At 70.8% G+C, this 14,461-nt stretch carries 13 protein-coding genes and 1 pseudogene; 9 read left to right on the top strand and 5 right to left on the bottom strand.

Annotated elements, in window-relative coordinates:
• Nucleotides 1-39: 39 nt before the first annotated feature.
• The 4 genes from AWQ70_RS31615 (at nt 40) to AWQ70_RS31600 (ending at nt 4,324) form a co-directional block, all read left to right on the top strand.
• Nucleotides 40-1,044: a MerR family transcriptional regulator gene (locus AWQ70_RS31615; RefSeq protein ID WP_084518029.1), complete on the top strand. Its 1,005-nt coding sequence runs from the start codon at nt 40-42 to the stop codon at nt 1,042-1,044.
• A 130-nt stretch (nt 1,045-1,174) separates the two neighbouring features.
• Nucleotides 1,175-1,717, top strand: coding sequence for an RNA polymerase sigma factor (locus AWQ70_RS31610; RefSeq protein WP_067184381.1), 543 nt, complete (start codon nt 1,175-1,177; stop codon nt 1,715-1,717).
• 34 nt (nt 1,718-1,751) lie between these two features.
• On the top strand, nt 1,752-2,732 hold the full coding sequence (locus AWQ70_RS31605; RefSeq protein WP_067184378.1) for a YbgA family protein: 981 nt from the start codon (nt 1,752-1,754) through the stop codon (nt 2,730-2,732).
• A gap of 122 nt (nt 2,733-2,854) precedes the next feature.
• The gene (locus tag AWQ70_RS31600; RefSeq protein WP_067184374.1) at nt 2,855-4,324 is read left to right on the top strand and encodes an SDR family oxidoreductase; all 1,470 of its coding nucleotides are present in this window, start codon (nt 2,855-2,857) and stop codon (nt 4,322-4,324) included.
• An 8-nt stretch (nt 4,325-4,332) separates the two neighbouring features.
• On the opposite strand, the gene AWQ70_RS31595 is transcribed toward AWQ70_RS31600, so the two are convergent.
• The 3 genes from AWQ70_RS31595 to AWQ70_RS31585 all read right to left on the bottom strand — a co-directional run bounded on the left by AWQ70_RS31595 (nt 4,333) and on the right by AWQ70_RS31585 (nt 6,733).
• Entirely contained in the window at nt 4,333-4,923 is a 591-nt protein-coding gene (locus AWQ70_RS31595; protein ID WP_067184371.1) for a hypothetical protein, read from the bottom strand.
• On the bottom strand, nt 4,869-5,333 hold the full coding sequence (locus tag AWQ70_RS31590) for a hypothetical protein (RefSeq protein WP_067184362.1): 465 nt from the start codon (nt 5,331-5,333) through the stop codon (nt 4,869-4,871). Before AWQ70_RS31590 ends, AWQ70_RS31595 begins: the two co-directional genes overlap by 55 nt.
• Before the next feature lie 149 nt (nt 5,334-5,482).
• Nucleotides 5,483-6,733 carry a cytochrome P450 gene (locus tag AWQ70_RS31585; RefSeq protein WP_084518028.1) on the bottom strand — a complete coding sequence of 417 codons (1,251 nt, stop codon included), beginning with the start codon at nt 6,731-6,733 and terminating at the stop codon, nt 5,483-5,485.
• A gap of 666 nt (nt 6,734-7,399) precedes the next feature.
• Here AWQ70_RS31585 and AWQ70_RS31580 point away from each other — a divergent pair.
• Entirely contained in the window at nt 7,400-8,407 is a 1,008-nt protein-coding gene (locus AWQ70_RS31580) for an ABC transporter substrate-binding protein (RefSeq protein WP_067184355.1), read from the top strand.
• A gap of 6 nt (nt 8,408-8,413) precedes the next feature.
• Nucleotides 8,414-8,566, top strand: a pseudogene (locus AWQ70_RS42585) (IS982 family transposase); the annotation flags it as partial.
• Here the strand turns inward: AWQ70_RS42585 and AWQ70_RS31575 are convergent.
• Entirely contained in the window at nt 8,567-9,712 is a 1,146-nt protein-coding gene (locus tag AWQ70_RS31575) for an FAD-dependent monooxygenase (RefSeq protein WP_067184352.1), read from the bottom strand. It lies immediately after the preceding pseudogene.
• Nucleotides 9,713-9,771: 59 nt separating this feature from the next.
• Here AWQ70_RS31575 and AWQ70_RS31570 point away from each other — a divergent pair, with 59 nt between their 5' ends.
• Nucleotides 9,772-10,374, top strand: coding sequence for a TetR/AcrR family transcriptional regulator (locus AWQ70_RS31570; RefSeq protein WP_067184348.1), 603 nt, complete (start codon nt 9,772-9,774; stop codon nt 10,372-10,374).
• A 137-nt stretch (nt 10,375-10,511) separates the two neighbouring features.
• Nucleotides 10,512-11,462: a prolyl aminopeptidase gene (gene pip, locus AWQ70_RS31565; protein ID WP_218004734.1), complete on the top strand. Its 951-nt coding sequence runs from the start codon at nt 10,512-10,514 to the stop codon at nt 11,460-11,462.
• A gap of 179 nt (nt 11,463-11,641) precedes the next feature.
• On the opposite strand, the gene AWQ70_RS31560 is transcribed toward pip, so the two are convergent.
• Nucleotides 11,642-12,676 (bottom strand): LacI family DNA-binding transcriptional regulator, encoded by a 1,035-nt coding sequence (locus AWQ70_RS31560; RefSeq protein WP_084518026.1) that lies wholly within the window; start codon nt 12,674-12,676, stop codon nt 11,642-11,644.
• Nucleotides 12,677-12,802: 126 nt separating this feature from the next.
• Here AWQ70_RS31560 and AWQ70_RS31555 point away from each other — a divergent pair, with 126 nt between their 5' ends.
• Nucleotides 12,803-14,437 carry an ABC transporter substrate-binding protein gene (locus tag AWQ70_RS31555; protein ID WP_067184338.1) on the top strand — a complete coding sequence of 545 codons (1,635 nt, stop codon included), beginning with the start codon at nt 12,803-12,805 and terminating at the stop codon, nt 14,435-14,437.
• Nucleotides 14,438-14,461: the final 24 nt, after the last annotated feature.

The following is a 14,461-nucleotide window of genomic DNA, read 5'->3' as shown; positions in this document are numbered from 1 at the left end:
AGAGGGCACCCTGGAGCGGCGACGGCACGGTGCGGAGCGATGGACGAGGACAAGCGGCGGACACCGGAGACCGAGGGCGTGCCGGTCATCGAGCACGGGTACGGCATCGGCGCCGTCTCCCGCATGGTCGGCGTGCCGATCCCCACGCTGCGCACCTGGAACCTCCGGTACGGCATCGGCGCGAGCGGCCGCAGCCCCGGCGGCCACCGGCGTTACAGCCCCGCCGATCTGCGATGCCTGAGGGAGATGAGCCGCCTGGTCCGCTCCGGTCACATGCCCGCGGACGCGGCCAGGCTCGCGCTGGCACTGCGGCAGGCCGCACAGCAGGAGTCGGTGCGATCGTTTCCGGCCGTCGCGGTCGAGCGCGCGTCGGGGCATCCCGCAGAGCGTGCCGCCGGGCCGGGGGAGGTGGAGGAGCGGGGCACGCGGGGTGAAGGGATTCCGACGGCGGCCCGGCTGATGGGCGCGGCGGCGGCGCTGGACGCCCATGCCGTCGCGGAGGCCGTCGGGGCGGCCCTGGACCGGTACGGAGTCGAGTGGATGTGGCATCGGCTCGCACTGCCGGTGTTCGCCACGATCTGTCGCAGGCAGGCGGAGACCGGGCGGGGCGTCGAGGTCGAGCACCTGTTCACCGACAGGCTGATGGCGGCGCTCAACGCCCTGTCCGCAAGGCCGGTGCGGCCGGTCCATCCGCGTCCGGTCCTGCTCGCGTGCGCCGAGGACGAGCAGCACAGCCTTCCGATTCACGCGCTGGCCGCGGCGCTTTCCTCGGAACGCGGCGTGGAGACGCGGATGCTCGGTGCCAGGACGCCCTCTTCCGCGCTCGCCGCGGCCATCCGCCGGCTCAACCCTGTGGCTGTCGTCGTCTGGTCGCAACGGCGCGAGACCGGTGATCCCGCCCCGCTGGCCGCACTGCCGAGGCAGCGTCCGTCCAGCCGGGTCATCGTCGGCGGTCCCGGCTGGTGGGACGGGCTTCCGTCCCACGTGATCAGGGTGAGCACCTTTCGTGAGGCGGTCGCCCAGGTCATGGCCGCGCTGACTTGACCGGTTTTTGGACGCATCCTTCTCGGCAGCGGGTTGAACCGCTACGTGAGCCGACCTATGAATAGGTTTTGAATGGTTTTCTGCCGGTGGCCGCCCGATCACGGCGAGTACGGCCGAAAACGGAGGGCTCATGGACGACGCGATGGGGACTCCCCGCGGCATGGGGGCTCGCCTCGCCGACGGCGAACCCGAGGCGCTCGGTGAGTGCTACCGGGCGTACGGGGCCCTGGTCCTCTCCCACCTGCGGCGGCTGGTCCCCGCGCAGGACGTGGAGGACGTGGCGCAGGTCGTGTTCGGCGAGGTGTGGCGCTCCCGGCATCGGTTCGACCCCGCCAGAAGCATGGCCGCCTGGCTGCTGGGCATCGCCCACAAGCGGGCGATCGACCACCTGCGCGCCCGCGCGCCGCGCACCGTGCCGATCGACGCCGTCGCGGAGCCGGTCGGGTGCGACGGCCGCGCGGCCGGCGACCACATCGCCGACCGCGACCTGATCCGCCGGGCCCTGGCGGAACTTCCGGCGTCCCAGCGGCAGGCCATCGAGCTGGCGTATTACGGCGAGCTGAGTCAGCGGGAGATCGCCGAATGCCTGCGGATCCCGCTCGGCACCGTCAAGGCCCGTACGTCGCGGGGCCTGCACCGCCTCTCCGCGCTCCTGCGATCCGCGGCGTCGTGAAACAGCGAACCGACTACCTGAACGAAGAGCCGAGATGGACGTTCACCCGAACATCGATACATGCATCGCCCACGCCAGGCCGCGTGTGGCGGTGTCGAGCTGCCTGCTCGGCGAGCCCGTACGGTTCAACGGGGGGCACAGCCGGGACCGTCTCCTCGCCGGACCGCTGTCGGAGTTCGTGGATTGGGTTCCGACCTGCCCGGAAATCGCGATCGGCCTCGGTACGCCGCGCGAGACGCTTCGACTCGAACGGGCTCCCGGCGGTCCGCGCCTGGTCACCAGGAAGACCCGGAAGGACCTCACCGAGCCGATGACGTCTCTGGGAGCCGCGAAGGCGGCCACCCTCGACGTGGACGGCTACGTCTTCAAGTCGAAGAGCCCGAGCTGCGGCATCCACGGCATCCCCGTCTACGCGGGTGACGCGGCCGCCGACCGGCGCAATCGGGGCGTGTTCGCCGCCGAGATCATCGACGCGCACCCGCTCCTGCCCGTGGAGGACGAGGGACGGCTGCACGACGACGTGCTCCGTGAGGTGTTCCTCGAGCGGATCTTCGCGCACGCGCGGCTGCGCGCGCTCCTCCGGGACGGGGTCCGTCCCGACGTCCTCGTGGCCTTCCACTCCCGCCACAAGATGCAGATCCTCGCGCACGATCCGGCGGCCTACGGCAGGATGGGCCGGCTGGTGGCGTGTGCCGGCGTTCGCGGCGGGGACCGGCTCGTCGCCCTCTACGCCGACGAGTTCCGGACGGCCCTGGCCGCGCGCGCGACCATCGGGCGCAACGTCAACGTGCTGCATCACTGCCTCGGCATGGTGAGCGACCACCTCGACCCGGTCCGCAGGGCCGACCTCGTGGAGGTCATCCACGAGTACCAGGTCCATCTGGTGGCGTTGAGCGTGCCGATCGCCCTGCTGCGGCACCACGCCCGGGGCGCGGCGGCCGCCTATCTGCGTGCGCAGACGTACCTCTCGCCTTATCCGCACGAGCTGGGGCTGCGCAACCACGTTCCATCCTGACCTGTTACGGCGGGGCGGACAGGACATCGCGACGCGGAGGCTTTCATGGTGAAGACGCCCGTCCCGGGGACGTACGCGTCCGGGGGGACGGTGACCGACGTGGACGTTGAGGGGGGAGCCGGATGACCCGATGTCTGGTGACCGGGGCCACGGGCTACATCGGCGGGAGGCTGGTGCCGGAGTTGCTCGACGCCGGCTACCGCGTGCGCTGCATGGTCCGCTCCCCGGACCGGCTGCGCGACCAGACCTGGCGCGGGGACGTGGAGATCGGCGAAGCCGACGCGACGGATCCCGAACGGACCAGGGCGGTCCTCGACGGCATCGACGTCGCCTACTACCTGATCCACACGATGGGCTCCGGACGCGGCTTCGCAGGGAAGGACCGGGCGGCGGTCACCGCGTTCGCGGCGGCCGCCAAGGACGCGGCCGTACGCCGCATCGTGTACCTCGGCGGCCTCACCCCGGTCAGCGACCCGTCCCCGCACATGCGCTCCAGAGGCGAGGTGGCTCGGATCCTGCTCGACTCCGGCGTCCCCACGGTCGCGCTCCGCGCGGCGGTGGTCATCGGCTCCGGATCGGCGTCGTTCGAGATGCTGCGCCATCTCACCGAACGGCTGCCCGTCATGATCACTCCCCACTGGGTGCGCACCCGGACGCAGCCGATCGCGATCCGGGACGTACTCCGCTACCTCGTACGGTGCGCCGAGTTGCCGCACGAGGTACACCGGCAGTTCGACATCGGCGGCCCCGATGTCCTGACTTACGGGGACATGATGCGTGGGTACGCCGCCGTAGCGGGCCTGCCTCCCCGGCTGATCCTCCCGGTGCCGCTGCTGACCCCGCGCTTGTCGAGCTACTGGGTCGGGCTGGTCACCCCGGTCCCCGCGGGTGTCGCCCGGCCTCTGGTCGAGTCGCTCCGCAACGAGACGGTCTGCCGGGAGCACGACATCGCCCGCTACGTCCCGGACCCTCCCGAGGGGCTGGTCGGGTTCGAGCAGGCGGTCGAACTCGCCCTCCACCGGATCAAGGAAGCGGACGTCGCCACCCGATGGTCGTCGGCCTCGACCCCCGGTGCTCCCAGCGACCCCCTGCCGACCGACCCCGACTGGGCCGGCGGCAGCCTTTACGTCGACGAGCGGCACACGATCGTCCACGCGAAACCGGAGACGCTGTGGCGGGTGATCGAAGGCATCGGCGGCGACAACGGGTGGTACTCCCTGCCTGTCGCGTGGCGGATCCGCGGTTTCCTCGACCGTCTCCTGGGCGGCGTCGGCCTGCGCAGAGGCAGGCGCGACCCGCACCGGCTCCGGGTCGGCGACGCCCTCGACTTCTGGCGGGTCGAAGAGATCGTGCCCGGTTCCCTGCTGCGGTTGCGCGCCGAGATGCGGCTGCCCGGGCCGGCGTGGCTGGAGCTGACCTGCCATGAGGATGACGGACGCACCGTGTACGGCCAGCGGGCGATCTTCCATCCCCACGGCCTGCTCGGCCACCTGTACTGGTGGGCCATCACCCCGTTCCACGGCCTGATCTTCGGTCGTATGCCGCGGAACATCGCCAGAGCGGCCGGCCACCGGTCCGGCAACCGCTGCTGAGTCCGCGGTCAGAAGCCGATCAGCGTGATCATCCTTCCTCGCCGGTGCGGTCGGTGAGCCGGTCGTGCCGCCGGCGGATCTCGCGGAGCAACAGGCTGCTCCCCTTGCGGGCGGCCATGTCGCGCACCTCGGGGATCTCGCCGCGCGCCGCACCACTCGGCGACCGTGACGGCGAGCGTGACGAACCTCGCCAGGCCGTTGCGCGGGCGCTCACCCGGGGCGGGCAGCAACGTGGGCAGCGCCGAGGCGGCGATCCGCCACACCTGGGCGGGAGCGCCCCGCCTGGCCGCGGCGTCGAGCGCGGCGATCATGTCGATCATGCGGACCTCGCCACTGGCCACGAGGAGGCCGGCCTGGCGGCCGATCTCCACCGCGGGCAGCTCCTCCCGCGCGGCGACCTCCAGCAGCACATCGACCGAATCGGGCATGTGCGGGTCGCCCAGGACGCGGGCGAGCACCGCCGCGAACGCCGCTCCGGCGGGCCCCTCGGCCCGGGCGAGATCCCGGGCCTGCTCCAGCTCGACCCGGTCGCCCCGGGAACGGTTCAGCACGTACGGCATGAGGTGCGCGGCGGCGACCTCGCGGTGCGAGGGCAACATCGAGGGCCACCATTCGAGGTGCTCGGCCCCGGCCCGGTGCCGGGGAACGCCGAGCATCTGGTCGACCAGCGGCAGGCCCTCTCCCACTGGAGCACCCGGCCCACGCCCTCGGCCTCGAACAGGCGCGGCAGCAGGTGGTCGAGCAGCGGGTCGGCGCCGAGGCGCGACGGCTCGCGGTCCACCCAGCCGGCCACCAGCGGATCGTGCCGCGGCGGTACGACGCCGGTCGCGCGAAGCAGGGCCAGGCCGTCGTCCCACCGGTCGAACCGGCCGCGCAACTCCTTCAGCAGTTCCGGCAGCCGGGCCGCGACCTCCTTGCGGCCCTCGTGGTCCAGCGCCGTGACCTTCTCGGCGAGCCGGTCGGCGCGCCGTGCCACGATCAGCTTCCTGATCTCGTCCCAGTGATCCATGCCGCGGGAAACTAGCCAGCCGCTCCGACACTTTCGGCCGTACCGCGATCTCGCACCCGACGGCGCACCGCCTTACGCCGGCGACCGCGTCGAGCGGAGCACCGGGAGATCCGGCCTTCCCCCAGTCGGAGCGGGGGAGACGTCGAGGGTCAACCGGACGAGGGCTCCCTCACGTCCCATTCGACGTCGAGCTTCGTGAACCCGCGCGCGAAGAAGATGGTGTCGCGTACGGCGGCGCCCTCACTTGCGGCGACGCGCAGGTTCGGCAACCGCTCGAACAGCCGGGGCAGCGCGATCTTCAACTGCAGGCGGGCGAGAGGGGCGCCCAGGCAGGCGTGGACTCCCTTGCCGAAGGCGACGTGGGCGGCCGGGGGTTCGCGGGTGACATCGAAGACGCCGGGGTTGGAGAACGCCTTCTCATCGCGGTTCGCCGACGCCCAGTGGAGCATCAGGCGCGCACCCGCCGGGATCTCCACCCCACCGAGGACGGTGTCCGCGCGTACCGTGCGGAAGAGGCCCTGCGCGGGCGACTCGTAGCGCAGGATCTCCTCCACCATGGCCGGGACCAGGTCCGGGTCGCGCATGACCGCGTCGAGCTGGTCCGGGTGCGCCAGCAGCGTGGTGAGACCGTTGCCGATGCTGCGGGTGACGGTCACGTGCCCGGCGATGATGAGATTGACCGACACGCGCATGGCCTCCTCGACCGTGAGGGGCCGGCCGTCGGCCGTACGGGCGCGCAGGAGCGCCGGCATGAAGTCGTCGCCCTCCTCGTCCACCCGCGCTTGGATCCTGTCCATGAAATAGCGCTGCATCGCCACGACGTCCTCCGCGCGGGCGACCAGTTCCTCGACGCCGTCGGTCGCCTGCATGAGGCGCAGCCAGCTCACGCTCCAGCGATGCAGCGAGGGTGCGTCCTCGCGGGGGACATCGAGGATGTCGGTGATGGTGATCAACGGGAGGTGCCACGCGAACTTCTCGATGATGTCCGTGCGGCCCTCGTGGACGAACTCGTCGATGAGGGCGTCGACGGTCTCCCGGACGCGGCCCTCCATCTGAGCGGCGCGCTTGGGGGTGAACGCCTTGCTCACCAGCAGGCGGAGTCTCCTGTGAACGTCCCCGTCGCTGTCGGTGAGCGTCGGCGTCAAGGGGCGGCCGGTGGCGAGCACGTCGAGCACCGGCCGCGGAAGCGGTTTCACGGAGGCGCGGACCGCGTTCTCGGAGGAGAAGGTCTCAGTGTCGCGTACGACCGCGAGCACGTGGTCGTACCGAGTGACGATCCACAGGTCGTGCGCCTCGTCGTAGAAGACCGGGGCCTCGCGGCGCAGCCGGGCGTAGATCGGATACGGGTCCGCGATCTGCTCCGCGGAGAGCGGGTCGAAGTGCATCGGGCAACCGCTCATGAGGGGACGCACCTCCAGGTCTCACAACGGTTCGATCGCCATTGGCCCGGCCCCGGATCGCCACGCCGCGAAAACGGCGTGATGTCCGGGAAAAGATTGTTATCACTATGAGGTTGACATGTCAGAGGTGAGCAAGTTATTACGATGTGTCAAACGGCGGTTCGTGGAGGTGCGCGCCCGACGGCCGGTCGCGGATATGCCCGGGTGGACAATTCGGATTCGGGTGCACCTTGTTCGCGCCGGTCCCGGCCCGGCGGCGGTCCGGGCGTCGGCGCCGGTTGTACGGCTCAGTGGATCGTCGGCGGTTCGCTTTCGCCGAAGTGCGATTGACCTGGTGGAATGTCCGGGTTTTGTTGAGGGGGCGGCTCCGTTGGCCCGCGATCGGTCGTGAAGGACAATCCTTCCGGAGGATTCCGCGAGGAACAAGGCTTGAGCTTCGGTCTCCGATGGATGAGAATTTCGGACCAAGCCTTTACGTCGGCCTCCTGATCGGCCCCGACAACACGTGACGCCGTTCACGTGACGACGTTATCTGTCAACCACCCGATTAGCCGCGTCAGCGGAACACTCACCCGTCGAAGCCGGAATCCGGCCCGCGGCCTCGCGCAGAGCGGTCGCCGGCACGGACCCCCTTCTTCTGTGCTGGGGCCTGCGAAAGGAGAATCGATGAAGGTCGCCCGGTTCGTCCGTGCCGCCGGGATCGCCGGAGTCATGCTGCTGGCCGCGTGCGGTGGTGGAGGCGACAGTGAAGACAAGGCCGCCGCCTCCGTGGAGACGGTCCGCTATCTGACGTCGTTCAACACCTTCGGCCGCGACGCCTACGCGTACGTAGCCCAGGAGAAGGGCTACTTCAAGGAAGCCGGGCTCGACGTCGAGATCAAGCCGGGCAGCGGCACGGTCGATGTGATGAAGCTGCTGGCCGGCGACAGGGCCGACTTCGGCGTCGGCGACTTCACCGCCGTCCTGATCACCGTGGCCAAGGAGAAGCTGCCCGTCACCACGGTCGGCATGGTGCACCAGAGGTCGTTGGCCGCGATCATCTCGCTGGAGGGCGGCGGCATCGCCGAGCCGAAGGACCTGGAGGGCAAGACCGTCGGCGACCAGCCGGGCTCCACCGTCCAGGTGACCTTCCCGGTCTACGCCGGAGCCGCCGGCGTCGACGCGTCCAAGGTCAGGTTCGTCCCGTCCGCCCCGCCCGCGCTGCCGCAACTGCTCGGGAGCGGCCAGGTCGACGCGATCGGCCAGTTCGTCGTCGGCCGCTCGCTCATCGAGAAGGCCGCGCAGGGGAGGAAGGCCGTCATCCTCCCCTACGGCGAGGTCCTGCCCGACCTGTACGGCAACGCGCTGCTGGCCTCCGGCGAGGTGGCCCGGGACAAGCCCGAACTGGTCAGGAAGTTCGGCGCGGCGCTGTTCAAGGGACTGGAGTACTCCATCGCCCACCCGGAGGAGACCGGCGAGATCCTCAAGAAGTACCAGCCCACGCAGGATCCGGCGGTGGCCGCGGCCGAGGTCGAGGCGATGGCCCCCTACGTCGCGCCGCAGGGCGCCACGATCGGCGCCGTCGACAAGACCAGGGTCGAGGCGAACATCAAGATTCTCACCGAGGCGGGTGCCATCCCGGCCGGACTGACTCCCGAGCAGGTCGTCGATTTCGACGTGCTCCCGGAGAGCTAGACGAGCGAGTCCCTCAACGACACTCTTAAGGGCCAGTTCGACCTGGAACTCCACGGAGCCCGCATCGCCCAGCGCATCCTGGCCCTGACCGCCGCCATCTGGCACGACCGCCACACCGGCCGGCCCGTCACCCGATCACTGATCGCCCGCGACCACTGATCAGGCGTGCCAGAGGGCGGCAAGCTGCCGGGTGGCGATCCGGGACGGTACGGCGCGCAGCAACGCGTCGCGAAGCCACGCGGCGACGCCGATCTGGGAGGTCAGCCGCGATTGCCGGGACGCCGCCCGCATCATGCGGTTGGCTCTGGGCCTGCGCTCGGCGTCGTAGCGCAGGAGCCGCTGGGCGACGTCCGCCGGCTCGGCGCCGGTCAGGTGGCGGGTCAGTGCGGCCGCGTCTTCGAAGGCTTGGCTGGCGCCCTGGCCGAGGTCGGGTGGCATGGCGTGCGCGGCATCGCCGAGGAACGCGATCCTGCCGACCGCGAACGAGGGCAGGGGTTCGGCCAGGCGGGTGATCGGGTCGACGTAGATGTCGGCGGGCGGGGTGGCCTCGATCAGCGCCGTGACGAGGGGGTGCCAGTCGGCCATCAGGGACAACATCTGCCGGCGTGCGTCGTCCGCGCCGGGCGGCGTGCCGCGCAGGACGGAGTCGGTGAACCAGTACAGGCGGTTCTCGCCGACGGGGAACAGGCCGAACATCGCCCCGCTGCGGCGGTCGACCAACTGGCTGGCGAGCAGGTCCGTATTCAGGCCGGCAGGACGGGGAAGCATGCCGCGCAGGTCCATCCGGCCGGTCCGCCGCAGTCCAGAGTGGCCAGGGAAGAGTTGCCCGCGCAGCTTGCTGCCGATGCCGTCGGCCGCGATCACGGCGTCCGCTCTCGCGACGGGCTTGCCGTCGCTGATCACGGTTACCCCGGTGGGGTCGGGCTCCAGGCGCTCGACCGGGGTCGCGGTTCGCACCAGGTCGGCGGGCAGCGGGGCGCGTAGCGCGCGGTGCAGTTCCGCCCTGTCGATGATGGCGGGTGTCCCGACCTCCTGCTGCGCCTGGATCGCGTCGGTCACCAGCAGCGGCCGTCCGCGCCAGTCCCGCAATCCCGCGCGGGCGGCGGGCAAGACGTGCCCGCGAACGTCTTCAGCCAGTCCCAGTGTGTCGAGCGCGCGGAGTCCGTTGGGCATGACCACGATTCCAGTGCCCGCCTCCCGGAGTTCGGCGCTCCGTTCGAAGAGCGTTACCTCGTGGCCCAGGCGATGCAGCCCCACTGCCGCCGCCACTCCTCCGAGGCCGGCACCGACGACCACGATCCTCATGAGACCTCCTCGCTGATTCACTACGATCGTACTAGTACGCATATTGGTAGCATGGCCGCATGCCGCCTACCAATCCGGCCCGTCGCCGAGCCCTGACCGATGCCGCCATCGAGCTGCTGGCGTCCTCGGGCGTGCATGGGCTGACCCACCGCGCGGTGGAGAAGGAGGCAGACCTTCCGCCGGGAACGGCCTCGAACTACTTCCGCAGCCGGGAAGCGCTGCTGGTGGCCGCCGCCGAGCGCATCGTCGAGCTGCATCACGCCGACACCGACCGGGCCACCGAGCAGCCCACGACGCTGGTCGACCTGTGGACGGAATCTCTGCTCACAGCAGCGACCACGCTGCGCAACCGCTATCTGGCGATCTTCGAACTACAACTTGAGGCCTCGCGTCGGCCGCTGCTCGCCTCGGCGCTCGCGGGCCTGCAGGATGCGTCGTTGCAGATCACCGCCGGGCACCACGACAAACTCGACCTCTCCATCCCACGCGAGAAGATCCCCGCACTGATCGCGCTCTACGGGGGTGCGCTGTTCACCCTGGTCACTGCGCCGCCAGGGACCGCCAGCAGGGACGTGATCCAAGACGTGGTTCAGGTCATCGTGCACGGCTGTGCCCTACACGATGGAAACTCTGAATCGGTACGGCCGTGCCGCCGAACCTAGCGCGGCTTCCGGACCCCGGCCCCGTCATGAGCAGCCTTCGTCGGCTTGCGGACGCACTCCCGATGAACTCGTGATGCCGCCGGCAGACTTAGGACTTATTCGTCCGGCGACGCGGTGGTCTACTTGATCGCATGGGTCTGAAGGAGTTCTATCCCCCGATCGAGCCGCACGAGTCCGGCCTGCTCGACGTCGGCGACGGCAATGAGATCTACTGGGAGATCTGCGGCGATCCCGCCGGCAAACCCGCCGTCTTCCTGCACGGCGGCCCCGGCGGCGGCCTCCTGCCCGGTTTCCGGCGCTTCTTCGATCCGGCCGCGTACCGGATCGTGCTGTTCGACCAGCGCAACTGCGGCGCCAGCCGGCCGAGCGCCGGGGACCGGCGGGTCTCGCTGGAGCGCAACACCACCCCGCATCTGGTCGCCGACATGGAACGGCTCCGCGAACATCTCTCCATCGACCGCTGGCTGGTCTTCGGCGGAAGCTGGGGCAGCACCCTCGCCCTCTCGTACGCCCAGGCCCACCCGGGCCGCGTCACCGAACTGGTGATGCGCGGCATCTACCTCGTCCGCCCGTCCGACGAGACCTGGGGGTTCACTCCCACTGGAGCCGCCCGTCTCTTCCCGGCCGAGTGGGCGGCGTTCCGCGACGCGATCCCCGGCGCCGAGCGGCACGACCTGCTCGGCGCGTACGGCCGCCGCATCGACGATCCGGACCCCGCGGTTCACCTCCCCGCGGCCCGCGCCTGGATGGGCTGGGAGTTCGCGGCCAACACCCTGCTCCCCGTCGATCCGCCGGAGTTGGGCGACGCCGACATCCTCGCCTTCGCCCGCATCACCCACCACTACATCAGCAACGGCGGCTTCCTCCCGGAGGAGGGCCTCCTGGCGGGCGTCGACCGCATCCGGCACATTCCCGCCGTGATCGTCAACGGCCGCTACGACATGAAGACCCCGCCCGACCAGGCGTGGGACCTGCACCGGGCCTGGCCCGAGGCAGAGTTCCACATCGTCGAGGACGCGGGCCACGGCGGCTCGGAACCGGGCATCCGCCACCGCCTGATCGACGCCACCGACCGCTTCCGGCCCTGAACACCCCTGACGTGTCCCGTGACGCGTGTCCCGGGCCCGTGGGCCCGCGCGCCACGATCGCCCCCGTGACCATGGGGGCGATCATCGCGCGGCGTCGGCGGCGGGCTGGTCGGGGGTGATGCGGTCCCAGGCGGATATCGGCAGGATGACGACCGACGCCGGGACCAGGCGGCGCCGGCTCAGGCGTCTCCGGTGGAGGCGCGCGTCCGCAGCTCGGCGGGCAGGATGATCGGTCCGGGCCGGGTGTCGCCCGCCAGGCGCGCGATGAGCAGCTCGACGGCCGCCTTGCCCGACTCCTCGGGCACGAGATCGAGGGCCGTGATCGCCGGTGTCGCGTGGCGTGTCTGCTGCGCGTCGGAACCGGCGGCGATGAGCAGGTCGCCCGGGACGGACAGGTCGAGCCGGTGCGCCTCCGCGAGGACGCCCGCCGCGTGCCGCCCGGTCTGGCAGTAGATCGCGTCCGGTCGCGGCTGCCTGCCCTTCAGCAGCCGCCGGGCGGCGTCGGCGCCGCCGTCCTCCCCGGCCGCCTCCGGGATGTGCAGGACGCGGGCCGGCATCCCGTGGCGCCGCGCCCACGACCGGTACGCCTTCTCGGAGTCGACGTTCCACGCGTTGTCGTCGGTGCCGGCCAGGAGGGCGATGCGCTCGGCGCCGCGCGACCGCAGCAGGTCGAGGACACGTTTCGTCTCGTACAGGTCGTCCGGCCCCACCCAGTCGGTGAACGCGGGCCGCCCGGGATCGCGCCCCACGGTGACGACCGGCACCGAGGCGTCGATCAGCCGGGTGAGGACCGGGTCGTCGCGCACCGGGTCGCCGACGACGTAGCCGTCCACCCCGTGGGCGTACTGCGGGATGTCCGAACGCGTCAGGTCGGGCACGAGCATGAGCCCGAGGCCGTGGTCGAGCGCGGTCACCGCGGCCGCGCCGGCGAACCGCATGAAGTAGTCGACGCCCTCCGGCAGGTACGACCCGATCGCGTCGAGGGGGCGCATGTCGAGCCCGAGGACGCCGGTGCGTCCCTGGCGGAGCCCGCGGGCCATGGGGTGGGCGCGGTACGCGAGGCGGTCGGCGACCGCGAGGACGCGCTGCCGCGTGGCCTCGGACGCGGTCCCCTTGCCGTTCAGCGCATGGGACACCGTCGTGACGGAGACGCCCGCTTCCCGCGCGACATCCCGGATCGTCGGTCGGGAGGGGGGTGATCCCTGCTCGGACATACGGAACATGCTACGACACAAAACCTTTTTCTAAAACGTTTTGTGCTGTATGGTCGCTGCCTATCGCGCCCATGGCCTGCTCAAACGGCCCCAACGGGTTCACTCCCCCCGAGTTCGGAGAACGAGATGCGTATCTGCGCGAAGGCGGCGCTGGCCGCCTCGCTGAGCCTCGGGCTCGCCGCGTGCGGCGGCGGTGCCCCGGCCACCCCGAAGGCGGCCGACCGTAAGCTCGACGACCTCCTGGTGACCACCCCCGCCGCGCAGCGGGACCTCGACAAGGCGACCTGGAACCTGCCCTTCGGCGAGCCCGCGTCACTGGACCCGATCAAGGCGTTCAACTACCCCGAGAACACCGTCGTCGCGAACCTCTGCGAGGGGCTGACGCGGCTGGACCCCGACTACACGGTGAAGCCCAACCTCGCCGAGAAGGTGGAGACGAAGGACCAGAAGACCTGGGTGTTCACCCTGCGGGACGACGTGCGCTTCTGGGACGGACAGCCGATGACCGCCGACGACGTCGTCTTCAGCCTGCGCCGCCACCTCGACCCCAAGGAGGGCAGCTACTGGGCCTCCGACCAGATCACCGGCAACATGACGAGCGTCGAGAAGACCGGCGACCACGAGGTCACCGTCACCCTGAAGAAGCCGGACGCCACGCTCAACTCGTACATGGCCACCCCGATCGGCGTGGTCGTGCAGCGCGCGCAGCGCGAGAAGGCGGGCGGCAAGTACGGCACCCCCGAGGGCGGCGTCATGTGCACCGGCCCCTACACGTTCTCGGCGTGGCAGAAGGGGTCCTCGATCACCATGCTGCGCAACGACGCGTACTGGGACGCGTCGCGGCGGGCCAGGACGAAGCAGGTCGACCTGCGGTTCATCGTCGACCCCGGCGCGATCGCGAGCGCCCTGGAGACCAACGCCATCGACGGCTCGTACGACGTGCCGATCGACGCGGTGGACCGGCTCTCGAACTCCGCCAACGGCACGCTGTACCTGGGTAAATCCCTGCAGCTGGTCGCCGTCATCAGCACCGGGAGCGGCCCGCTCGGCGACCCGGCGGTGCGCCGCGCGCTCGCGCTCGCCACCGACCGGGAGGCCATCGCGGCGACCGTGTTCGCCGGCACCGCCCAGGTGCCCCGGTCGCTCGTGCCGCGCGGCGGCTGGACGTACGGGGACGGTGTGTTCGGTCCCGCGTACGACGCCCTGCCGGACACGAAGAAGAACCTCGACGAGGCGAAGAAGCTCATCGCGGGAGCCGACCTCGGGAACGCCACGATCACCGTCGCCTACCCGAGCGAGCGTCAGTTCTACGCCGACATCCTGTCCGAGATGTCCAACGCCGCCCGCGAGCTCGGCCTCACCATCCAGCCCAAGGGCGTCCCGAGCGCGCAGTACGGGGCGTTCTTCTCCGACGCCAAGGCGCGCGCCGGATACGACGGGTTCATGACGACCAACTACATGGACGTCCCCGACCCGCTCGCCTTCCTGCGCACGATCGCCGCCGAGGGCGGGTCGCAGAACTTCGACGGGCACTCCGACCCGGAGACGCAGCGCCTCATCGAGCAGGCCGCCGGAACGCTGGACGAGACCGAGCGGGCCAAGATCGTCGCGGAGCTGCAGGCGAAGGTGACCGAGCGCATGCCCTGGATCCCGATCGTCGCGCCGTCGGTCAGGCTGTTCCTCCGCAAGGGGATCACCGGGGTCCCGGCCTCGTTCGTCTACCTCTACTACCCCTGGGCCGCCGACCTCGGCGCGGCGTGACCATGACCGACCCGGGGCGCGGCG

Origin of the sequence: Microtetraspora niveoalba (assembly GCF_001570405.1) — a bacterium.
Taxonomy (GTDB): domain Bacteria; phylum Actinomycetota; class Actinomycetes; order Streptosporangiales; family Streptosporangiaceae; genus Microtetraspora; species Microtetraspora niveoalba.
This window is presented reverse-complemented; position numbering and strand designations above follow the sequence as displayed.